The organism is Microbacterium sp. CFSPD4_SD4, from assembly GCF_057364585.1.
Genome location: NZ_JBNFOC010000002.1, coordinates 333,016 through 354,817, shown reverse-complemented (window position 1 = coordinate 354,817; position 21,802 = coordinate 333,016). Strand labels below are relative to the sequence as shown.

Here is a 21,802-nt window from a genome sequence, read left to right as displayed (position 1 = left end):
TGATGCCTGCCCGGGACGAGGCCGCCACAGACCTCCTCCGCTCGAACCGCCGTCGCCGGCTCATCCGCCGCTGGGTCGCGATCGGGACGATCCCGCTCACCCTCGCCGCGCTGCTCTTCGTCGGCAAGCTGCTCAGCATGTACGCGTTCGCCCATCAGGCCATCACCGCCTACGTCGTCGACGACTTCGCGGGTTCCGAGTCCTCGGCGCGAGGACAGGACGTCCTGAACTGGTTCGAGCCGTTCAAGGCGCCGTACAACATCGGCACCGCACTGGCCGGGGCCGATGAACTCCCCGCCTCCCGCGCAGAACTGGAGCGTGCCCTGGATCTCGCCACCGGGCTCGAGGTCTGCCCGGTCCGGATCAACCTCGCCCTCGTGGTCGAGCGGATGGGCGACGCCGCCAGGGCCGAGGGCGACGGTGCCGGGGCGACCGCCCTCTACGGCGAGGCGCTGACGATCACGGTCGAGACCCCGGAGGAGTGCCACAGCGAGGAGGCGCAGCAGCAGTCTCCCGATCCCGAGCGCGACATGACGGACACTCTCGACAGCACCGAGGACCGCCTCAAGCAGAAGCAGCAGGAACAGGAGCAGCAACAGCAGCCGCAGGAGCCGCAGGACGAGCAGGAGGAGCCGCAGCCGTCGGAGGACAAGCTGCAGGATCTCCAGGACAAGCTCGAGCAGGGGACGCAGGAACGCGATCAGCAGCAGGGCGATGAGCCCGGCGGCACCGGGGTGGACAAGCCATGGTGAGCGATCACGAGCGACAGCGCGCCCGGTATGTGGGCGGCACCGAGGGCGCCCCGCCGGTCCCGCCGCCCGGGGGCTATCGCGGCGCCCGGCGGCAGCACCAGGTGGGTCCCACGCCGCCCGCCCTCTCCCCGCTGCCGCCCGAGGAGAAGAAGCCCTCGGCGAATGCCCTGGGCTGGATCGCGCTGGTCGCCGCGATCCTCTTCGTCCTGATCCTGTTCGGCACGCTCGTGGTCGGCGGCACCGACCTGCTGTACGGCGTGACGATGATCACGCTGCAGCTCGTGGTGCTCGCCGTCATCGTGGCCGCGCTCTTCACCCCGGGAGGACGGCGGCTCGGGATCATCGCGCTCGTCCTCACCATCCTGTTCAACGTCGCGACCGTCGGGGCGCTCAGCGCACTGCGCACCTCGGCGTCCGGCAACTACGAAGGCGTGAAGACCGCGGAGCAGCGGCATGCGGAGGCCTACCCCGGGATCAAGGGCACGGCCCCGCAGGAAGCGCTCACCCAGCAGTCCATGGAGGAGGTGCGCGCCGAGGCCGAGGCTCTCTTCGCCGACATCCGCGAGCGGCTCAGCGCCGACTTCGGGTTCACCTGGGTCCAGGTCGGCGAGGAGGACGTGCGACCGGAGCGGAACGGGTACGGGGGTGAGTCGATGCTGTCGGAGTACACCTCGGCGGCCTGGGCGACCGAGCAGCCCGTGCAGGGCTACGCGCGCAAGCTCGAGGTGATGGCCGCGATCGACGAGGTGGTGGCCGCGCACGGCCTGTGGAACCTGTACTCCTTCAACGACCCGGCGAACTCCGGAATCGACCCGTCCATGATCGCCAAGCTCTACGGCAGTGACGACCCGCGCACGCAGACGACGTGGGAGTACTACACGGAGAACTACCCCGACCCGCTGCGCTTCTACGCGAACATCTATGACCTGTCGAACGATGCCGACGGCGGCTTCCGCACCTCGCGGGAGGCGCAGAGTGCGCGCACCGGCGAGCCGGTCGAGGGGCTCCAGCTCGTGGTCATCGCCGGCAAGGTGCTGAGCGAGGCCGACCGCGCGGAGTTCGAGGAGCGGCTGCAGGACTATCCCGGCTTCGAGTGACCACCCGCCCGGTGCGAGGATGACGGGATGAGGCAGGGAGCGGTCGGCGCGGTGCGGCTCGTCGAGCACGGCGGACGCCGGCTGGTCGAGAAGCGCCTCGCCGATCCGGCACGGCACGACAACGAGCTGCGGGCCCTCCGCGGACTCGTCGGCTCCGCGCTCCCGGTGCCCGAGGTGGTCGAGGAGCGGCCGGGGGCGATCCTCATGACGGCGCTCCCCGGCACCCGCCTCGACGACGCCGCCGCCGACGCCCGGATCCTGGGCCTCGGTTCGTCGGCACCGCTGCTCCGCGCCCTGCATCGGCTCGACCCACCCGACGACCTTCTTCCGGCACCCGACGACGCCATGATCATCGAGCGGTATCGCGCCGCCGGTGCGCCTCCCCTCCCGCTGCGCATCCCGCCGTCGTCCGGGACCGTCTTCTGCCACGGCGACTGGACCGACGGCAACCTGCTCGCGCAGCACGGCCGCATCTCCGGGATCGTCGACTGGGAGGCGTCCCACCGTGGCGATCCGCTGCGGGAGCTGGCGCGAGCCGCGTGGGGAGCCGCCCGGAAGGATCCGCGGTCGGAGCGGGCGCTCATCGACGGCTACGGCGCCGATCCCGCCCGGGTCCGCGCGTGGTACCCGGTGCACGCCGCGGAGCTGTGGCTGTGGTTCGCGGAGGCCGGCCCTCCCGCGTACCTCGCTGCGCTCACCGCCGAGCTGGAGCGGTGGTCGGACTGACGCTCACCGGGTGATTCCGGTCGGACGCCCTCGATGATCCGACGCGCCGTGGCTACACTGGCGGCACAGGGGGAGGGAGCGTCCGCATGATCCACGAACTCGACGAGCAGCAGTCCTACGAGTTGCTGGCGACCACCACGGTGGGCCGCATCGGATTCGTCGACGAGGGCCTGGTGCAGATCCATCCGGTGAACTTCGTCGTCTCGGGGCACGAGCTGCTCCTGCGCACATCTCCGGATGGCCACCTTGCGGCCCTCTCCCGCGAGTCGGCCGAGGCGTCGTTCGAGGTCGACTACCACGATCCGATCGGCGGCCTGGGCTGGAGCGTGCTGATGCACGGTGTCCTGTCGCAGGTACCCGAGGAGGACGCGGCCGGGGCGGCGGCGCGGGTGCATCCGTGGGCCGGAGACGACCGCGACCTCCCGCTGTCGTTCCGCATCGAGCGCATCACCGGACGCAGCGTCCGCCGCGACGCCCGCACGGGCGGCGTCTGAGCCGCCGAGCGCGCGTTCCGCTCAGGACGCGAAGGCGAGACCGGCGGCGAGCGCGAATCCGAGGACGGTCGCCAGCCCCGTGGACTCCTTCGCCTTCGACTGCGCCTCCGGGACCATCGAGTCCACCAGCATGACGAGCAGGGCGCCCGCGGCGAAACCGCTCGCCCCCGAACGGAAGACCTCGCCGGTCACGCTGGCCAGCGCGAAGCCGGCGACCGTCGCCAGCGCGCAGACCACGGCGACGCCGGCCCACAGCAGCAGCACTCTGGACCGTCGCATGCCGCCGTCGAGCAGGTCGGCGGCGGAGCCGATGGACTCCGGGAGGTTCGAGACGAGGATGGCGACGACGAGCGCGATGCTCACCGGCTCCCCCGAGGCGAGACCGATGCCGAGGACGAGCTGCTCCGGGATCCCGTCGAGGAGGGCGCCCACCGCGAGCTGGCCTCCCCCGGCCTCGCCCTTCTTCCTCGCGGCCCTGGCGTCGAGGATGCGGGCGGCGATGTAGTAGCTGAGGGCTCCGAGGGCGACGCCGGTGACGAGCGGGATCGGACCACCCCGGTCGAGCCCCTCCTCCCACAGCTCGAAGGCGATGGAGGCCATCAGCGCTCCGGCGCCGAAACCCAGCACGATGCCCAGCCACCGCGGCGGCCAGCTGCGCAGCATCGCGAGCACCGCGCCGACGAACAGCGGAGCCGCCGCGACGGCTCCCCACAGAATCGCTCCACCCATGTCCGACCTCCCGTGCGCCCACTCTCTCACTTCCCGCAGCTGAGACTCGTGCCACCCACCCGAATGGTATTCTCTCGGCATGAAGGCAACCATGGACAAGGCAGGACGAATCGTGATCCCTGCCGCACTCCGCGAGCGTGTCGGATTGGTTCCCGGGCCACTGGACCTCGTCCTCGACGGCAACGGCATCCGGATCGAGATCGAGGCCCCCGACAACCTCGTCGAGAAAGACGGCCGCCTCGTCGTCCGCTCTTCCGGCACCACCCTCACACCTGATGACGTTCGCGAGCTCCGCCTTGCCGACCAGCGCTGACTTCGTCCTCGACACGAGTGCGGCGGTCGCTCTTCTCGTGGAAGACCACACGGCGCACGGCGCGGTGCAGACCTTCTGCGCCGGTGCGGCCCTCGGTCTCGCCGGACACGCCTCGGCAGAGACGTACTCCGTCCTGACCCGCCTGCCGCCCCCCGATCGACTGACCCCCTCGGCCGCGGCGCTCGCCATCCGCACCGCCTTTCCCCGTTCGGCGTCACTCGCGGGGCACACCGCGCTCACCGCCGTCGATGTTCTCGCCGATGCGGGGATCTCCGGCGGGGCGGTCTATGACGGCCTCGTCGGCCTCGCCGCACGGGATGCCGGCGTCCCGCTCGTCACGTGCGATCGCCGCGCGCTGGGCACCTATGCGGTGCTCGGCGTCATGACGCGGCTCGTCTGAGGCGAGACGGGACGACACGCCGCCGCCGATAGACTGGGAGCCATGTCCAAGGTCCTCCAGTCCCTGCCCGTCGGCGAGCGCGTCGGCATCGCCTTCTCCGGAGGACTCGACACCTCCGTCGCCGTCGCCTGGATGCGCGACAAGGGCGCCGTCCCCTTCACCTACACGGGTGACCTCGGACAGTACGACGAGGACGACATCGCCTCGATCCCCGGGCGCGCGCTGGAGTACGGCGCCGAGGCCTCGCGCCTCATCGACTGCAAGACGGCGCTCGTCGAGGAGGGCTTCGTCGCGCTCTCCTGCGGCGCCTTCCACATCCGCTCCGGCGGCAAGACCTACTTCAACACCACGCCGCTCGGTCGCGCGGTCACCGGCACCCTGCTCGTGCGTGCGATGCGCGAGGACGGCGTCGACATCTGGGGCGACGGCTCGACCTACAAGGGCAACGACATCGAGCGGTTCTACCGCTACGGCCTCCTCGCCAACCCCCGCCTGCGCATCTACAAGCCCTGGCTCGACGCGGACTTCGTCACGGAGCTCGGCGGTCGCCAGGAGATGAGCGAATGGCTGGTCGCGCACGGCTTCCCGTACCGCGACTCGGCCGAGAAGGCGTACTCGACGGATGCGAACATCTGGGGCGCGACCCACGAGGCGAAGACGCTCGAGCACCTCGACGTGTCGCTGGAGACCGTCGACCCGATCATGGGCGTGAAGTTCTGGGACCCGTCCGTCGCCATCGAGACCGAGGACGTCTCGGTGACGTTCGAGGGCGGCCGTCCGGTCGCGATCAACGGCGTCGAGTTCAGCGACCCGGTGGCCCTGGTTCAGGAGGCGAACGCGATCGGCGGGCGCCACGGCCTGGGCATGAGCGACCAGATCGAGAACCGCATCATCGAGGCGAAGTCGCGCGGCATCTACGAGGCTCCGGCCATGGCGCTGCTCTTCATCGCGTACGAGCGCCTCGTCAACGGCATCCTCAACGAGGACACCCTCGCCACCTACCACGAGCAGGGTCGCCGCCTCGGTCGCCTCATGTACGAGGGCCGCTGGCTCGAGCCGCAGTCGCTCATGCTCCGCGAGTCCATCCAGCGCTGGGTCGGCTCGACGATCTCGGGCACCGTGACGATCCGCCTGCGCCGCGGCGACGACTGGACGATCCTCGACACCGTCTCGCCGAACCTGTCGTACGGGCCGGAGAAGCTGTCGATGGAGCGCGTCGGCGACGCCGCGTTCGGCCCGGTGGACCGGATCGGCCAGCTCACGATGCGCAACCTCGACATCGCCGACTCCCGCGCCCGCCTGGAGCAGTATGCGGGCCTCGGCCTCGTCGGCGGCGCGACGGGCGAGCTCGTCGGACGGGTGACCGCGGGCGAGTCGGCCGAGATCACCGAATCGGTGCACGGCTCGATCTCGGAGGCCGACGAGAATCTCGCGGACGCGGTCGACACCGCTTCCGAGCGCGCGGCCTTCGACTCCGGCACCGACTGAGCGCACGGGGCGCCGCGGCTCACCGGGCGCCCCTTCCTGGGGCCGCGATCAGGACGCGGCGGCGAGCGGACGCGTCGGTGCCACCGCGCGGTCGACGATCCCCGGCAGCACGTCATCGAACAGCGTCATGAGGGCGGCGCGCATCGCCGCGGCGTCTCGTCCCGGGAGCACGACGGCGATCCGTGCGACCGCGGCGCGCACATCCGTCCAGTCGAAGACACTTCCCGCGCGACGGGCGACGCACGCGAGAAGCGTGCCCAGGTTCCCGACCAGCTCGGCACGCTCCGTGTTGCCCTCGATCCGGGCGAAGGCCACGGCGAGAGCACGCAGGCCTCCGCCGAACGCGGCTCCGTCCCGCCACCGGACAGCCAGGGCCACATCGTCGACGAGCTCGTCCAGGTAGGCGAGGTCGTCGGCGTGGAGCACCGTCATCGTGCGCCGGACGGAGCCGATCCAGACGTCGCCGAACAAGGCCACCACGTCACGCGCCCGGTCTCCGTCGAGCGCGGTCACCCACCGCGTGCCATCGCGGCGCACCGCGACGAGCCCGACCGCGGCGAGGCGGTCGAGGGCGCGGAGCACCTCGGCCGGCCGGGCGTCGAGTGCGACAGCGAGGTCTCGCTCGTCCAGCCGTGTCCCCGGCGCGAGCGCCCCCGAGACGATCGCGTCCGTCAGCCTGTCCTGCAGACTGCGGTGCCGATCCCCTGCCACCGATGTCGCACTCCCCGCGCGCACATCATCCTTCTTCTCGATCATGGCGTCCCCCCGCCGTTCCCTGGACCGATCCCGCCGGAGTTCCGGTCCGGACCGGTCTCTCCGCTGAGATGCGCCGAAGCGCGACGCGTAACATAACACGGCGCGGCCCGGAGGAACCTCCGCGTCCTCCCGCACGGCCGGAACGCTGCGAGGTTGCTGAGTTATCTTGCACAGAGCTGTGCACGTTATTACCATGAAGGGATGACCACTCGCGCCCTTCGTCGCGACGCTGCGGAGAACCGCGCCGGCATCCTGTCCGCGGCTCGCAGCGCCCTTGCCACCGACCCGCACGCCTCCCTCGATGCGATCGCCCGCACCGCCGGCCTGTCCCGCCGCACCCTCTACGGGCACTTCGAGGATCGGGACGCCCTGATCCGCGAACTCGTCTCCACCGGCGCCCAGCGCTTCAACGCCATCGCCGCCTCGATCGACGACCCCGACGCCCGCCTCGCTCTCGCCCGACTGGCCGCCCGGCTCTGGGAGGAGGCGGGGCACATCCAGGTCGCCGCCGCGCTCGCCCTCGACGAGGCGCACGTCGAGCACACCGCGGCGGCCCTTGCGCCGTTGCGCCGGAGCGTCGCCGCCCTCGTACGACGGGGACAGGAGGACGGCAGCTTCCGCACGGACCTCGCCGCCCCGACGCTCGCCCGACTGATCGAGGAGATGGCGCGCACCGTCGTCTCCCGCACCGACGCGCAGAGCCGCGGCGCGGGCGACGTCGCCGTCCGGGCCGTGCTCAGCATCGCGGGGCTCTCCTGGCGCGAGGCCGACGAGCTGCTCTCCACTCACCAGGACATCACCGCCGAGGACCAGGAGGTCCGCGCATGAGGATCACGTTGCACGAGGTCAGCAAGGGCCGCGCCGGCCAGGCGCTTCCGTCCATGAGTCTCGAGTTCCACTCCGGCGCCGTCCGCTACGCCCTCGCGGAGACCGAGCAGCGGCCGACCGTGCTCGGCCTCATCGCGAGCGGGCGGATGCGTCCGGACACGGGCCGCGTCACGATCGATGCGGCGGCGAGCCCGAAGGAGCTGCGCCGCCGCATCGCGCTCGTGGACGCCCCGGACGTCAGCGACCCGCACCCGGACATCACCGTCGCCGGGGTGGTGGGCGAGGAGCTGATGTTCGCCGGACGCGGCGCGACCCCGCTCCACGCCCGGCGCTGGCTCGGCCGGGTGGGGTACCAGGAGCTCGCCTCCGTCCCCATCGGCTCGGTCGACCCGGCCGCGCGCGTGCGCATCCTGTGCGAGCTCGCGGTGCTCCGCGAGGGCGTCGAGGGCATCGTCCTCGTCGCCCCGGATCGTCACGGCGGCAGCCCGGACGGATGGTGGCGCATCGCGGCCGAGTTCGCGGACCGCGGGTACGCGATGCTCGTGATCGTCGGCGGTTCCGCCGCCGTCGCCCTCGAGCGGATGCACGAGTTCGATGCGATCAACGCGTCCGGACCGATCGAGCCCCTGGTGCTCGAACGTCCGGAACCCGCGGCGGACGCGCCGGAGGAGAGCGTGGCGGCGGACGAATCCGCGACCGACGATGACGCCCCAGACCAGGGCGAACCCACGACCGACGAGGAAGGAGAAGCGCGATGAAGGTTCCCGCCATGATCGCCGCCGAGCTCCGCCGCCTGACCGCGAGCCGGATGGGCATCCTCGCCCTCGTGGCCCTGATCTGCGTGCCGATCCTCTACGGCGGCCTCTACCTCTGGGCGAACCAGGATCCGTATGCGAAGTTCTCCGAGGTCCCCGTGGCCCTCGTGGTCGACGACGGGGGCGCTCCCGCCCCCACGACCGGTACCGAGCCGGCGACCGACGAGACCGTCAACTACGGCGAGGACGTGGCGGAGAACCTCATCGAGGGCAACGCCTTCGACTGGCAGCGCATGACCGAGGACGAGGCCGCCGACGCCCTGCGCCACGGCGTGGTCGACTTCACCGTGACGATCCCGGCCGACTTCTCCGCCGCCCTCACCTCCGCGGCGGGCGACGACCCGCACCAGGCCCGGATCGAGCTGGAGACGAACGACGCGAACAACTACCTCGCCTCGTCGATGGGCTCGCAGGCCGTGGAGAAGATCCGCAGCTCCGTCGCCGAGATGGTCGGCAGCGAGGCCGCGGAGAGACTGCTGACCGGGCTCAGCGACGTGCGCGACAACCTGGTCTCCGCGACGGACGGCGCCACGCAGCTCGCCGACGGCGCGAGCACCGCGGCCTCCGGCAGCACGTCGCTCGCCGACGGCACAGCGCAGCTCGCCGAGGGCTCCGCGCAGCTCGCCTCCGGGGCGCAGACCCTCGCCGACGGCGCCCAGCAGGTGAGTGCCGGCAACCGCCAACTCGCCGACGTCGCCGACCGGGCCGGAGCCGCAGTGCAGGAGGCGACGAATGCGCTGCCGCAGGTGCGCGCGGACATCACCGACGTCCTCACCGAGCAGGGACTCGCGCCTGAGGAGATCGACGCGGTGCTCGCGCGCCTGGATCCTCTCGGCACCCGGATCGAGGAGGGCAACGCCCAGGTGCAGGACGCGGTCGGCAAGGTCGATCAGCTCGCCGCCGGTTCCGCCTCGCTGGCCGCGGGGGCGAGTGATCTCGCCGGCGGCGCCGGCACCCTCGCGACGGGCGCGGCCGCGGCGAACGCGGGCGCGGCCCAGCTCCGCGACGGTCTGCAGACCCTGTCCTCCGGGACCGCGGAGCTGCGGGACGGCCTCGCCGACGGCGTGCAGGCCATCCCCGCCTCCACCCCCGACCTGCGCTCACTGCAGGCCGACACGATCGCCGACCCGGTGAAGGTCTCCAGCGACAAGGTCGCCTCCGCCGAGGACTACGGCGCGGGCCTCGCCCCGTTCTTCGCCGCCCTCTCCGCGTGGATCGGCATCTATGCGCTGTTCCTCATCGTGAAGCCGATCTCCCGCCGCGCCGTCACGGCGCTGCACTCCCCGATCCGGATCACGCTCGCGGGCTGGCTGACGCCGGCGATGCTCGGCGCGGTGCAGATGCTCGGGCTGATGGGCATCCTGGCGCTGACACTCGGCTTCACGTTCGATCATCCGCTGGGCACCCTCGGGGTGATGATGTTCGCCTCGGCCACGTTCGCCGCGATCATCCTCGCCCTCAACGTCTGGCTCGGCTCCGTGGGGCAGTTCCTCGGGCTCGTCCTCATGGTGCTCCAGCTCGTCACCGCGGGCGGGACGTTCCCGTGGCAGACCCTGCCCGCTCCCCTCGCCGCACTGCATCACGTGCTGCCCCTCGGCTACGTCGTCGATGCCATGCGCCAGCTCATGTACGGCGGCGACTACGCCCGGGCCGGCTGGGATCTGGCGGTGCTGGGCGCCTGGCTGGCGGGGGCGCTGCTGCTGGCGATGATCGGGGTGACCCGCATGACGCATCGCCGCACGCTGCGGGATCTGCAGCCCAGCCTCATCGGCTGAGCCTCCCGCTCGCCGCGGTCCGTCCCGCGGCGAGCGCGGGACGGCTATGATGCGAGAGCGCGTACCCGTGAAACGCGTACTGGGGCTCGGTGGGACTGAGTCCCACCTGGCTACCCGAAAGAGTTCTCGACGATGATGACCGATTCGCCGGCGTCCGCCGTTCCCCCGCGCCCCTCCCTGGGTGCCCGCATCGGACGCATCGCGTTCCTCGTGGTCGCCGCCATCGTGATCGTGGCCGTCGCCGCCGCGTTCTTCGTGACGTGGACGATCCAGCGCTCCTTCCCGCAGACCTCCGGCACCACGACGCTCGACGGCCTGAAGGCGGAGGTCACCGTGCAGCGCGACGCCAGCGGGGTGCCTACGATCACCGCCGACTCCTCGGACGACCTCTTCTTCGCCGAGGGCTTCGTGCACGCGCAGGACCGGTTCTTCGAGATGGACTTCCGCCGCCACGTCACCTCCGGGCGGGTCGCCGAGCTGTTCGGCGCCTCCCAGGCCGGCACCGACGCGTTCCTGCGCACCCTGGGCTGGCGCACCACCGCCGAGGCCGAGGTCGAGGCGATGGACGACGTCACCCGCGGCTACTACGAGGCCTACGCGGCCGGCGTCAACGCCTACCTGTCCTCGCGTTCGGGCGCGGAGCTGTCGCTCGAGTACGCGGTCCTCGGACTGCAGAACCCCGACTACGAGCCGGAGCCGTGGGAGCCGGCGGACTCGGTGGCGTGGCTGAAGGCGATGGCCTGGGATCTCCGCACCAACGTCGAGGACGAGACCGAGCGCGCACTGCTCGCCGGGCAGCTCGCCGACGACCCGGACGCCGACGTGGAGGCCCTGCTCGGCACGCTCTACCCGGACTACCCCTTCGACCGGAACCCGGTGATCGTGCCCACCATCTCCACCGTCCCGCCGCTGGAGCCCGGCGCCGAGCCTGCGGCCTTCCCCACGCCTCAGGGCGACGGCGAGGCGCAGCAGGCGCTCACCACGGTGGAGTGGGAGGAGACGTCCTCCGTCATCGAAGCGGCGAGCATGCTCGTCGGCGACGTCGGCGAGGGCATCGGCTCCAACTCCTGGGTGGTCTCCGGTGACCTCACCGAGTCCGGGATGCCGCTGCTCGCCAACGACCCGCACCTCGGCGCCTCGCTCCCGTCGGTCTGGTACCAGGTGCAGCTCAAGTGCTCGACGGTGGACGAGGACTGCCCGTTCGACGTCGGCGGGTTCTCCTTCTCCGGACTGCCCGGCATCGTCATCGGCCACAACCAGCGCGTGGCCTGGGGCTTCACCAACCTCACCACCGATGTCACCGACCTGTACGTCGAGCGCATCGAGGGCGACTCCTACTGGCGCGACGGCGAACTCGTGCCGCTGGAGGAGAGCACGGAGACCATCGAGGTCGCCGGCGGGGACGACATCGAGCTCACCATCCGCTCCACCGTGCACGGACCGATCATCTCCGGCCTCACGGACGACTTCACCGCGATCGCGGACGACCCGACGCCCGGGCTCACAGCGGAGGGCACCGTGCCCGACGCCCCCGGGTCCGACGATGCCGAGTACGCCGTGAGCCTGCGGTGGACGGCGCTCGACCCCGGCACCACGGCGACGGCGATCTTCGCGCTGTCGACCGCCCAGGACTTCGAGGACTTCCGCCGCGCGGCCTCCCTGTTCGACGTGCCGGCGCAGAACCTCATCTACGCCGACGTCGACGGCAACATCGGCTACCAGACCCCCGGCCGCCTCCCGATCCGCGGGGCCGGCGACGGCTGGATGCCGCAGCCCGGATGGGACAGCAGCTACGACTGGACCGGGTACATCCCGTTCGAGGAGCTGCCGGTGTCCTACAACCCCCGCTCCGGATACATCGTCACGGCCAACAACGCCATCGTCACCGACGACTACGAGCACTTCCTCTCGCGGGACTGGGACCAGGGCTACCGCGCCGCCCGCATCGCCCACCTCATCGAGCGGCGGGCCGCCGCCGGGCCACTGACGGCCGACGACATGCGCGAGATCCAGATGGACGGCGAGATGTGGATCGGCACGCAGCTCGTGGTCGCGATGGCCGACGTCGAGGTCGAGGGAGCGGGTCCGCAGCGCGCGGTCGAGCTGCTGCGCGCGTGGGACGGGCAGAACATCGCGTCGTCCGCCGGGGCCGCGTACGCGAACGTGCTGTGGTCGAACCTCGTGCAGAACATCTTCGCCGAGCGGGAGCAGCCTCTCCCGATCGACGGCCAGGGCCGCCTGTTCACCGTCGTCGGCGCGATGCTGGAGGATCCGGACGACCCGCTGTGGAGCAACCCCGAGCTCGATGTCGACGGCCGGGACGAGATGCTCGCGCTGTCGGCCGAGGAGGCGTACGACGAGCTGTCCGGGATCCAGGGCACGGACGTGGCGCGCTGGAACTGGGGCGACCTGCACGCCCTCACCCTCACCAGCGACACGTTCGGCTCCTCGGGCATCGCCCCGATCGAGGCCCTCTTCAACCGTGGGCCCTATCCGGTGGGCGGCGGGGCCTCCGTGGTCGATGCGACGGGGTGGCAGCTCGGCGTCTCGTACGCCACCACCACCGTCCCCTCCATGCGCATGGTCGTCGACCTCGCCGACTTCGACGACTCGACCTGGATCCACCTCACCGGCGCCTCCGGTCACGCGTTCCACGCGCACTACGTCGATCAGACGAAGGACTGGTCGACGGGGGTCCAGCGTCGCTGGGCGTTCACGCCGAAGGCCGTGAAGGCGGCCGCGGTCGACACCCTGACACTCACGCCCGCCGGCTGAGAGGCGGGTGGAGGGTGCTCGGCTAGCGTGGACAGGTGCCCACCAGCTACCTCGCCCCGAAGGGGACGCCGGCCACCCTCCTCGAGTTCGAGCACGGCGGTGCGACCCTGATCGCCGAGACCTTCGGCGACGGTCCGCCCACCTACCTGCTGCTGCACGGCATCGGCATGGGGCGCAGCGTCTACCTCGACCTCACCCAGCGGCTGCAGGGGCGGGTGATCGCGCTCGACCTCCCCGGCTTCGGCGAGGCCCCGGAGCCCACACGGACGCTGACGATGCAGCGGCACGCGGACCTGGTGGCCGCCTATCTCCGGCATGTCGACGCCGACCCCGTCGTGGTGATCGGGCACTCCATGGGCAGTCAGATCGCGGCGGAACTCGCCGCCCGGCATCCGTCCCTCGTGGCCGGGGTCGTGCTGGCGGGCCCGACCGTCGACAAGGCCGAACGGAACATCGGCGCCCAGGCCCGCTACCTCCTCCAGGACCTCCTGGGCGAGCGCCCCCTCGTGATCTGGCGCGGTGCCCGCGAGTACCTCCGCGGCGGCCCGCACCTGATCCGCAAGATGCGGGCGACCATCGTGCATCAGCCGGAGAAGGCGTTCGTGCGCATCGCCTGCCCGGTGCTGGTGCTGCGCGGCGAGGACGACCCGCTGGCCCCGATGAGCTGGTGCCAGGACATCCTCGACGCCATCCCGGGGGCGGAGCTCGCCGTCATCCCGGACCACGGACACGGCACCCTCATCAGCGACTCCGAGCCCGCCGCCCGCCTCATCGAGGCCTTCGCCACCCGCACCTAGTCCTTCGAATCGCTCACTGTGCGGCATCTGCGGCCCAGATTGAGCACAGTGCGCGACTCGAAACGGTCAGCCGGCGGCGGGAGGGGTCTGCTTCGACTCGGCGAGCTCGTCGACGACGAGACCGCGCTGCTCGATCGTGCCGTTGCGGTAGGCCTGCCGGCCCACCATGTGCGCGGACAGGGGCGCGGTCGCGAACTGCATGAGCACCACGGGGGCGACGAGCACGAGGCCGAACAGCACACCGCCGACGGACCGCTGCGACAGCGCGATCGCCACGCAGATCAGCAGCAGCCCGAGCACCTGCGGCTTCGTCGCGGCGTGCAGTCGCGTGGGCACGTCGCGGAAGTGCAGGAGTCCCACGGAGGCGGAGAGGCAGAGGATCGCCCCGAGCAGGATGAGCACGAGCACCGCCACGTCGACGACGGCATCAGGGATCATCAGACCGAACACGTTCATGGTGTCGTGTTGTCCCTTCTCGCGACGAACCGGGCGACCGCGATCGATCCGAACACACCGACCGCCGCGATGATGAGGAGCACGGGGATGTTGCGGGTGTGGCCGTTGATGGCCATCTCGGCGCCGAGCACGCACATGACCTCGGTCAGCAGCACGTCGGCGGCGACGGCACGGTCGAGGATCGACGGACCGCGCACGATGCGGATGACGGCGAGGATCGCGGCCACGCCGAACACGGCGAGGATGATGAGGAGCAGGGTGTTCATCGGGCACCGCCGATCGTCGCGGGGTCGATGCGGCCGGCACGTTCGTCGGCCTTGAGCGCCCGGTACTGGGTCGGATTGCCGAGCGCCCGGACGATGCGCTTCTCCCAGCCGAGCACGCCCTGCCGCTGCGTCTCGACGTCCTCCCGGCTGCGCACGCCGATCACGTGCAGGTAGAGGATCCCGCGGTCGCGGTCGGCCTCGACCACCAGGGAGCCCGGGATGAGCGACGACACCACGGCGACGTGCGTCATGACGAGGTCGTCGGCGTAGCGGAGCGGCACCGCGATGATGGCGGTGCCGGGCTGCCTGCGGAAGTCGAACACCTGCACGGTCACCGAGAGCGCGCCGCGGAGGATCGCGAAGAGGAACTGCACGACGAACAGCGCGCCGTACCAGAGGTTGATGCGCCCGGAGAGCTCGACCGTGGGCAGGCGGAACACCCGCGTCACGAAGATTGCCACCACGAGTCCCGTGAGGAAGGAGAGCACGGTGAACTGGGCCCACAGCAGCATCCACAGCACGATCAGCCAGGCGAGGAACGGCAGCTGCATGCCGATGTCCCGCCAGACGCTCTTGGTCTCGGGGCTCATCCCTCCACCTCGTCTTCCAGCTGGACGAGGTTGACCGGCTGCAGCAGGCCCGCCCCGATACGGTCGCACAGAGCGTACAGCGGTCCCGCGAAGATCGTCAGGGCCACCGTCACGGTGACCATCCCGGCGGTGGCCACCGTCATGATCTTGGGGATGTGCCGGCGCTCCTGCTGCTCATCCGCGGCGGGGGCTCCGGTGAGGTACGAGATGCGCCCCTCGGTCTCGGTCGAGTCCTCCTCCTCACGCCAGAACGCGAGGTTCCAGGCCCTCATGAGCGCGTAGAGGGTGAGCAGCGACGTGATGATGCCGCCGAAGATGAGCACGATCATGAGCGGCGTGCCCACGGACGCGGCCGCTTCGAACAGGGCGAACTTGCCGATGAACCCGGAGAACGGCGGCAGACCACCGAGGTTGATCGCCGGGATGAAGTACAGCAGCGCGATCACGGGCGCGATCTTGAGCAGACCCTTGACCCGGAGGATGGAGGTGCTGCCGGCCCGACGTTCGATGAGTCCCACCGCGAGGAACAGGGTGGTCTGCACGACGATGTGGTGGACGATGTAGTACACGGTCGCGCCGATCGCCGCCGGGGTCGCGATCGCGAGACCGAAGATCATGTAGCCGACGTGGCTGACGAGCGTGAACGACAGGATCCGTTTGAGCTCGGCCTGCGCGACGGCGCCGAGGACCCCGACGATCATCGTCGCCAGCGCGATGATGAGCAGCAGCGTGTCGATGCTGTTCGAGGCGAAGAGCTGCGTCTCCGTCCGGATCAGCGCGTACACGCCGACCTTGGTCAGCAGGCCGGCGAACACGGCGGTCACCGGCGCGGGGGCCGTCGGGTAGGAGTCGGGCAGCCAGAACGACACGGGGAAGATCGCGGCCTTGATCCCGAAGGCGACCACGAGCATGAGGTGCAGCACGAGCTGCGTGTCCTGCGGCAGCTCCGCCATCCGCTCGGCGATCTGGGCCATGTTGACCGTGCCGAGGGCGCCGTAGATCATCGCGATCGACGCGAGGAACAGGATCGACGAGACGAGCGAGACGACGATGTAGACCGCGCCGGTGCGGATGCGCGACTCCGTGCTGCCCAGGGTGATCAGCACGTACGAGGCCACGAGGAGGATCTCGAACCCGACGTACAGGTTGAACAGGTCGCCGGCGATGAAGGCGTTGAAGATGCCGGCGGCGAGGATCAGGTACGAGGGGTTGAAGATCGAGATCGGGGTCTCGTCCGGCCCGTCGGCCACGCCCTGACCGATGGAGAAGAGGAGGACCGCGAGCAGCACCACGCTGGAGACGAGCACCAGGAGCGCGGCGAGACGGTCGACGTAGAGGACGATGCCGAACGGCACCGGCCACCCGCCCACCGAGACCGCCAGCGGGGAGCCCGCGTCGACGACGACGAGCAGCACCGCCGCGATGACGGACACGACCGCGAGTGTCGCGACGGTGACGAACACCTGCAGGCGCGCATTGCGACCGAAGACCAGAGTGATCGCCGCACCAAGGAGCGGCAGGGCGACGAGGAGCGGGACGAGCGTGGTCATGGCCTGCCCTCCCCGTCTGTCGTGTCGTCGTCCCGGTCTGCAGCGCCGTCGGCGGCACCGTCGGGTTCGGGCTCCGGCTCGGGGACGAAGGGCGCGTCGTACGGCGCGTCATCGTGGATCGCCGGGTTGTCGCGCATGTGCAGGACGGTGATCGGAGCGGTCTGCACGCCCACGAAGTCGGTGGTGGCGTCGTCGTCGCCCGACTCGGACTCGTCGTCCATGAGGTCTTCGTCGGCGTCGGTGCGCTCGCGCAGCGCGATGTCGGCCTCGTCGTCCTCGACCGTGTCCGCCTGGCCGAGCTGCCACGACCGGTAGATGAGCGCGAGCAGGAACGCGGAGACCGCGAACGTGATGACGATGGCGGTGAGCGTCAGGGCCTGCGGCAGCGGGTCGCTCAGGTCGCCCTCGGTGCCGAAGAACGGCGCGTTGCCCGGCACGCCCATCACGATGAGCAGCAGGAGGTTCGTGGCGTTGCCGAGCAGGAGGAAACCGATGAGGACGCGGGTGAGGCTGCGCTCCAGCATCGCGTACACGCCGCACGCGAAGAGCACGGCCATGATCGCGATGAGGGCCAGCGAGACGTCCATCAGCCGTTCCCCCCGGTCCGCGAGGAGAAGTCGACGGCGACGCCCGCGCCGGTGCGCTGTGCCGCCTGCCGGTCCACTTCCGCACCGAGACTGCGGAGCACGTCGAGGACGAGTCCGATCACGACGAGGTAGACGCCGATGTCGAAGATCGTCGAGGTGACGAACTCCATGTGTCCGATGCCGGGGATCTCCCACTCCCAGAAGGTGCTGGTGAGCGGCGCGAGGCCGAAGAACAGCGGCACGACCGCGGTGCCCACGGCGAGGATCAGACCCGTGCCGAGGAGGCGACCGGCATCGGTCGGCGCCGCAGCGCCCAGCTCCCAGCGCCCTCCCGCGATGTAGCGCATGACGAGCGCCATGCCGGCGACGAGCCCGCCCGCGAAGCCGCCGCCGGGGAGGTTGTGCCCGGCGAAGAGCAGGAAGATCGACACGACGATGATCGTGTGGAACAGGATGCGGACGATGACCTCGAGCAGGATCGACCGGTTCTCGGGCTTCATCTTCTGGCCGCCGACGAGCCAGGCGCGCGGCGCCGAGCGGTTCTCCGCGGTCTGGAAGCGCACACCGTCCGTGGTCTCCACGAGTGGCCGACTGCGCGCGGACTTCCGCACCGAGCGGGGCAGGGTCTTCGTGGCGGCGAGGAGATCGGCGCGGTGCGTGACGAACACGAGTGAGGCGACACCGGTCGCGGCGAGCACGAGCACGGAGAGCTCGCCCATCGTGTCCCAGCCGCGGAGGTCGACGAGCGCCACGTTGACCACGTTCTTGCCGTGGCCGATCTCGTACGCGATCTCCGGGAAGATCGCCGAAATCGGGTCGGCCACGCGGGACTGGGTCGCGACGACGGCCACGAACGCCATGGTGAGGCCGACGCCGATGCCGAGGAGAGCGCGCGGGATGCGGCTCACGGAGGCGTTGTGCTCGCCCATGCGCGCCGGCAGTCGGCGCAGGACGAGCGCGAAGGTCACCATCGTCACCGTCTCGACGAGGATCTGGGTGAGCGCGAGGTCTGGTGCCCCGCTGGTGGCGAAGAGCACGACCATGCCCAGGCCGGTGACCGAGGCGAGCACGACGCCGGTGTAGCGCTTGCGCGCACGCACCGCCACGACGCCGGCGACGGCCATGATTGGCGCGACGGCGAGCTGGGCCGGCGTGTGCCACAGCGAGAGCTGATAGCGGTCGATGTCGCTCGCCACGAGCGCGGTGACCTCGGCGGCGACGAAGACGACGAAGATCGTCCCCACGTAGACGGGCAGCGAGCCCCGCTGGGTGAGCGTCGTGCTCAGCACCGAGAGCCGGTCGATGCCGCGCATCACCACGTAATAGGCGTCGGCGGCCGTGAATGGCAGGAGGCGGGGGCGGCGGTCCCACCCGGTCCGGCGCGTGAGCAGGAAGAGTCCGATGCCGAGCAGGACCGACAGGATCGAGATGCCGAGAGCGGGCTCGAGGCCGTGCCAGAGGGCGAGGTGACCAGGTCCCTCGACGGCTGCCCCCTCGTGGTCGAGTCCCGGGGTCGCGGTCAGCGCATACGGCTGCAGGGCGACGTCGAGGGCCGGGGCGCCGATACCCGCGGCGAGCGTCACTCCGGCGAGGATGATCGGCGCGGAGAGGAAACCCACCGGGGGGTCGGGCCAGACCGTGTCCGGCTGCCGCTGTCCCTCGGCATCGCGCTTGGTCCAGAACGCGCCCCAGAGGAAGCGCACGCCGTATGCCGCAGTGAGCATGGATCCGAGAGCGACGCCGATCAGGGCGACGAGGCCCCACACCGAGCCGCCGAGGGCGTCGTCCAGGAGCGCCGTGAGCGTCGATTCCTTCGCCACGAATCCGATGGTCGGGGCCACGCCGGCCATCGACGCCACGGCGATGAACGCGGTCGTGGCCATGACCGGTGCCTGGCGGCCGACGCCGGAGAGCTCGGTCACGTCACGGGTGGACAGCTGCCGGTCGATCACGCCGACGATGAGGAACAGCGCCGACTTGAACAGCGCGTGCCCGATCACGAGGGCGATGCCGGCGAGCGCCGCCGCCTGCGTGCCGTAGCCGACGACGACCGCGAAGAAGCCGAGCTGGCTCACGGTGCCGAACGCGAGCACGCGCTTGAGGTCGGTCTCCCGCAGCGCCTGGATGCCGCCGAGCAGCATGGTGAGGATGCCGAGCGTGAGCACGATCGGCCGCCACGTCGGGCTGAAGGCGAAGATGGGCGCGAAGCGGGCGATGAGGTAGATGCCGGCCTTCACCATGGCCGCGGCGTGCAGGTAGGCGCTGACCGGGGTGGGGGCCGCCATGGCGCCGGGCAGCCAGAAGTGGAAGGGGAACAGCGCCGACTTGCTGATGGCGCCGATCAGGAGCATGACGATCGCCGCATCGACGATCGGGCCGGTCGGCGCGATGGCGAGGATCTCCCGGATGCTCGACGTCCCGGTGTCGACGACGAGCAGCACGACGCCGACGAACATCACCAGTCCGCCCAGGGTGGTCACGAGGAGGGCCTGCAGCGCGGCGCGTCGGCTGGCGGCGCGGCGGCGGTAGTGACCGATGAGGAGGTAGGAGAGGATGCTCGTGGCCTCCCAGAACATCACGAGCATCACGAGGTCGTCGGTGAGGACCAGACCGTACATCGCGCCGGCGAACGCGAGGAGGACGCCCGCGAACTGCCCGATGCCGGCGGCCTCGTCGTGGAAGTACCAGCGGCAGTAGAGGAGCACGAGCGCGCCGACGCCCGTGACGATGAGCGTGAGAACCCACCCGAGGACGTCCATGTTCATGGACAGGTTCAGTCCGAGCTGCGGGATCCACGGCACGGAGACGAACGGCACGGGGCCGTCGAGCACCTGCGGCGTGAGCACGAGTGCATGCACGAACGCGGCGGCCGGAACGAGGGCGGCGACGGCGAAAGCCTGAGCTCCCAGCCAGCGCACCAGGACGGGCATCAAGAGCGACCCGAGAAGGAACACTGCGAGGAGCATCAGCATATACGCGGCTCCTCGGGGCTCGTCGGCCGTGTGGCTCAGGCGGGCGGTCTCCGTACAGTTTACCGGGCCGAGGCGCCTGTCGGCCCCGCGAGCTTCGAGATCGCGTGTCAGAGTGGTCGCATGCGGCGGGTCTGGGGGCGCGAGCTGGCGGGGTGGGCGGCCGCGCTGGCGCTGGCGCTCCTCGCCGTGGGACACCTGGCGACGTCACCCCGATCGCTCCTGATGTTCGACGACGGGGACTCGCTGATCGTTGCCCTCGTCGGCCGATCGATCCTGGATGGGGGTGGGGGCGACTGGGCGCTGTCCAGCGTGCTCTTCCTGCCCGAGATCGCGGTGTTCACGGCCCTCGATGCCGTGCTGCCGTTCGACGTGAACGGCGTGCTGGCGGTCAATGCGGTCGTGAACGTGCTCGCGCTCTACGGGGCGATCCGGCTCGTCGCCGGGCGGTGCGTCGAGGGTCGCGCACCGGTCGCCTGGTCGGTCGGCGCCCTCGCCGTGTTCTGTCTCCTCATCGTCACGGAGTCCTCGCCGTCCCGCGACGCGCTCGAACTCGCATCGCTGGTGCTGACGACGACGTACTACTCCGCGACCGTCGTGGGCGTGTTGCTCGCCGTCGGCCTGTGTCGGCGTTTCCTCGATCGCCCCCGCAAGGGTGCGGCACTGCCCGTGTCTCTGGGGATGGTCGCGACGGTGGCGACCCTCAGCAATCCGCTGTTCGCCGCTTGGGCCGCGGTGCCCCTCTCCCTCGTCCTGGGCGGCCTCTGTCTCACCACGCTCGCGGTCCGGCGCCGGGGTCTCGCGCTGATCACCGCGCTGGTCGGGGGCAGCATTCTCGGCTTCCTCGGTCGCATTCCCTTCTCGGCATGGATCGCGAACTCCGGCGCGGGCTACATCCAGCCCGCGGAATGGATCCACTCCGCCGCGTACTACGCCGGCCTCGCGATCGATCGGCTGTCGTCCCCCGGCGGGGTGCTCGGCACGGTCGCCGTCCTGGCGCTGACGCTGCTCGCGGTCGTGCGGACGGCCCACGCGTCGGACGCCGGTGACCGCCTGGTGGCCACGGCCGCCTGGGCGCTCCCGCTCATCGTGCTCGTCGGCGGCATCGCGGCGGGGACGCACGCGGCGCGATACCTGCAGCCGCTCGTCTTCGCCCCGATCCTGGCTCTCCTCACCGTGCCGCGCGTCCGGACGCGGCGAGCCACGCTGACGCGGGTCGTCTCCGCCGTCGTCGCCGTCGTCCTCCTCGTCGGTGGCGCCGCGTCCGTACCCCGCATCGTGCAGGCGGCGAGCGCTCCCGACCCCGACCTCGCCTGCGTCACGGACTGGGTGGACTCGTCGGGGCGCACCGGGGCAGGACAGTTCTGGACCGTGCGGCTGCCGAAGCTGCACGCGACCGACCCGGCCCGGCTCGTGCAGGTCGACCACGAGCTCCACGGGTACGCGTGGCTGGTGGACCGCCGCGACTTCGCGGCGGGTGAGGTGTCGTTCCTCGTCGAGGACGCGCAGACGGTGGCGTGGAACCTGCCGACCGCCGCGACGCCCACGGACGTCGTCGCGTGCGGGCGCTACCGCATCCTCGACTACGCGCCGGCGACGCTTCCCCTCGGGCCAGCGCGTTCCTGACCGGTGCGCGCGG

21 protein-coding genes are annotated in these 21,802 nt (G+C 70.9%); 13 read left to right on the top strand and 8 right to left on the bottom strand.

Annotation, left to right across the window (positions count from 1 at the left end; genetic code table 11):
* Positions 1 to 2: 2 nt before the first annotated feature.
* The 4 genes from AC2W7E_RS05775 to AC2W7E_RS05760 all read left to right on the top strand — a co-directional run bounded on the left by AC2W7E_RS05775 (position 3) and on the right by AC2W7E_RS05760 (position 3,069).
* Positions 3 to 752, top strand: a complete 750-nt coding sequence (locus AC2W7E_RS05775; protein WP_485988758.1) for a hypothetical protein — start codon at positions 3 to 5, stop codon at positions 750 to 752.
* Positions 746 to 1,849: a DUF4064 domain-containing protein gene (locus AC2W7E_RS05770; protein WP_315107064.1), complete on the top strand. Its 1,104-nt coding sequence runs from the start codon at positions 746 to 748 to the stop codon at positions 1,847 to 1,849. Before AC2W7E_RS05775 ends, AC2W7E_RS05770 begins: the two co-directional genes overlap by 7 nt.
* Before the next feature lie 27 nt (positions 1,850 to 1,876).
* Positions 1,877 to 2,575: a phosphotransferase family protein gene (locus AC2W7E_RS05765; RefSeq protein WP_315107066.1), complete on the top strand. Its 699-nt coding sequence runs from the start codon at positions 1,877 to 1,879 to the stop codon at positions 2,573 to 2,575.
* Positions 2,576 to 2,661: 86 nt separating this feature from the next.
* The gene (locus AC2W7E_RS05760) at positions 2,662 to 3,069 is read left to right on the top strand and encodes a pyridoxamine 5'-phosphate oxidase family protein (protein ID WP_485988713.1); all 408 of its coding nucleotides are present in this window, start codon (positions 2,662 to 2,664) and stop codon (positions 3,067 to 3,069) included.
* Positions 3,070 to 3,090: 21 nt separating this feature from the next.
* On the opposite strand, the gene AC2W7E_RS05755 is transcribed toward AC2W7E_RS05760, so the two are convergent.
* On the bottom strand, positions 3,091 to 3,798 hold the full coding sequence (locus AC2W7E_RS05755; RefSeq protein WP_085604240.1) for a ZIP family metal transporter: 708 nt from the start codon (positions 3,796 to 3,798) through the stop codon (positions 3,091 to 3,093).
* 79 nt (positions 3,799 to 3,877) lie between these two features.
* On the opposite strand from AC2W7E_RS05755, the gene AC2W7E_RS05750 reads away from it, so the two are divergent.
* From AC2W7E_RS05750 to argG, 3 genes are read left to right on the top strand one after another with little or no spacing between them, the layout of a single operon-like run.
* Positions 3,878 to 4,111, top strand: coding sequence for an AbrB/MazE/SpoVT family DNA-binding domain-containing protein (locus AC2W7E_RS05750; protein ID WP_485988712.1), 234 nt, complete (start codon positions 3,878 to 3,880; stop codon positions 4,109 to 4,111).
* Positions 4,074 to 4,511 (top strand): PIN domain-containing protein, encoded by a 438-nt coding sequence (locus AC2W7E_RS05745; RefSeq protein WP_253247366.1) that lies wholly within the window; start codon positions 4,074 to 4,076, stop codon positions 4,509 to 4,511. The genes AC2W7E_RS05750 and AC2W7E_RS05745 overlap by 38 nt, the downstream gene beginning before the upstream one ends.
* 42 nt (positions 4,512 to 4,553) lie before the next feature.
* The gene (argG, locus tag AC2W7E_RS05740) at positions 4,554 to 5,999 is read left to right on the top strand and encodes an argininosuccinate synthase (RefSeq protein ID WP_025105204.1); all 1,446 of its coding nucleotides are present in this window, start codon (positions 4,554 to 4,556) and stop codon (positions 5,997 to 5,999) included.
* A 48-nt stretch (positions 6,000 to 6,047) separates the two neighbouring features.
* Here the strand turns inward: argG and AC2W7E_RS05735 are convergent, their stop codons facing one another.
* A complete protein-coding gene (locus AC2W7E_RS05735) occupies positions 6,048 to 6,755 on the bottom strand; it encodes a GntR family transcriptional regulator (RefSeq protein ID WP_161973076.1) in 708 nt (235 codons plus the stop codon).
* A gap of 201 nt (positions 6,756 to 6,956) precedes the next feature.
* Here AC2W7E_RS05735 and AC2W7E_RS05730 point away from each other — a divergent pair, with 201 nt between their 5' ends.
* The 5 genes from AC2W7E_RS05730 to AC2W7E_RS05710 all read left to right on the top strand — a co-directional run bounded on the left by AC2W7E_RS05730 (position 6,957) and on the right by AC2W7E_RS05710 (position 13,745).
* Positions 6,957 to 7,583 carry a TetR/AcrR family transcriptional regulator gene (locus AC2W7E_RS05730; protein WP_025105202.1) on the top strand — a complete coding sequence of 209 codons (627 nt, stop codon included), beginning with the start codon at positions 6,957 to 6,959 and terminating at the stop codon, positions 7,581 to 7,583.
* Positions 7,580 to 8,341 (top strand): hypothetical protein, encoded by a 762-nt coding sequence (locus AC2W7E_RS05725; protein WP_194088849.1) that lies wholly within the window; start codon positions 7,580 to 7,582, stop codon positions 8,339 to 8,341. Before AC2W7E_RS05730 ends, AC2W7E_RS05725 begins: the two co-directional genes overlap by 4 nt.
* A complete protein-coding gene (locus tag AC2W7E_RS05720; RefSeq protein ID WP_485988711.1) occupies positions 8,338 to 10,173 on the top strand; it encodes a YhgE/Pip family protein in 1,836 nt (611 codons plus the stop codon). The genes AC2W7E_RS05725 and AC2W7E_RS05720 overlap by 4 nt, the downstream gene beginning before the upstream one ends.
* Before the next feature lie 132 nt (positions 10,174 to 10,305).
* Positions 10,306 to 12,948 carry a penicillin acylase family protein gene (locus tag AC2W7E_RS05715; protein ID WP_485988710.1) on the top strand — a complete coding sequence of 881 codons (2,643 nt, stop codon included), beginning with the start codon at positions 10,306 to 10,308 and terminating at the stop codon, positions 12,946 to 12,948.
* 35 nt (positions 12,949 to 12,983) lie between these two features.
* The gene (locus AC2W7E_RS05710; protein ID WP_025105198.1) at positions 12,984 to 13,745 is read left to right on the top strand and encodes an alpha/beta fold hydrolase; all 762 of its coding nucleotides are present in this window, start codon (positions 12,984 to 12,986) and stop codon (positions 13,743 to 13,745) included.
* 66 nt (positions 13,746 to 13,811) lie between these two features.
* Here AC2W7E_RS05710 and mnhG read toward each other — a convergent pair whose 3' ends face one another.
* Genes mnhG through AC2W7E_RS05680 form a run of 6 tightly spaced genes read right to left on the bottom strand, consistent with a single transcriptional unit; the run spans position 13,812 to position 20,166 of the window.
* The gene (mnhG, locus tag AC2W7E_RS05705; RefSeq protein ID WP_025105197.1) at positions 13,812 to 14,201 is read right to left on the bottom strand and encodes a monovalent cation/H(+) antiporter subunit G; all 390 of its coding nucleotides are present in this window, start codon (positions 14,199 to 14,201) and stop codon (positions 13,812 to 13,814) included.
* Complete coding sequence (locus AC2W7E_RS05700; protein ID WP_025105196.1) at positions 14,198 to 14,467, bottom strand: MrpF/PhaF family protein; 270 nt, start codon at positions 14,465 to 14,467, stop codon at positions 14,198 to 14,200. Before AC2W7E_RS05700 ends, mnhG begins: the two co-directional genes overlap by 4 nt.
* A complete protein-coding gene (locus AC2W7E_RS05695) occupies positions 14,464 to 15,057 on the bottom strand; it encodes a Na+/H+ antiporter subunit E (RefSeq protein WP_025105195.1) in 594 nt (197 codons plus the stop codon). Before AC2W7E_RS05695 ends, AC2W7E_RS05700 begins: the two co-directional genes overlap by 4 nt.
* The gene (locus AC2W7E_RS05690; RefSeq protein WP_062766066.1) at positions 15,054 to 16,607 is read right to left on the bottom strand and encodes a Na+/H+ antiporter subunit D; all 1,554 of its coding nucleotides are present in this window, start codon (positions 16,605 to 16,607) and stop codon (positions 15,054 to 15,056) included. The genes AC2W7E_RS05695 and AC2W7E_RS05690 overlap by 4 nt, the downstream gene beginning before the upstream one ends.
* Positions 16,604 to 17,194, bottom strand: coding sequence for a Na(+)/H(+) antiporter subunit C (locus AC2W7E_RS05685; RefSeq protein ID WP_025105193.1), 591 nt, complete (start codon positions 17,192 to 17,194; stop codon positions 16,604 to 16,606). The genes AC2W7E_RS05690 and AC2W7E_RS05685 overlap by 4 nt, the downstream gene beginning before the upstream one ends.
* Positions 17,194 to 20,166, bottom strand: a complete 2,973-nt coding sequence (locus AC2W7E_RS05680) for a Na+/H+ antiporter subunit A (RefSeq protein WP_485988709.1) — start codon at positions 20,164 to 20,166, stop codon at positions 17,194 to 17,196. The genes AC2W7E_RS05685 and AC2W7E_RS05680 overlap by 1 nt, the downstream gene beginning before the upstream one ends.
* A 120-nt stretch (positions 20,167 to 20,286) precedes the next feature.
* Between AC2W7E_RS05680 and AC2W7E_RS05675 the strand changes: the two genes are divergently transcribed.
* Positions 20,287 to 21,789: a hypothetical protein gene (locus AC2W7E_RS05675; RefSeq protein WP_315107086.1), complete on the top strand. Its 1,503-nt coding sequence runs from the start codon at positions 20,287 to 20,289 to the stop codon at positions 21,787 to 21,789.
* Positions 21,790 to 21,802: the final 13 nt, after the last annotated feature.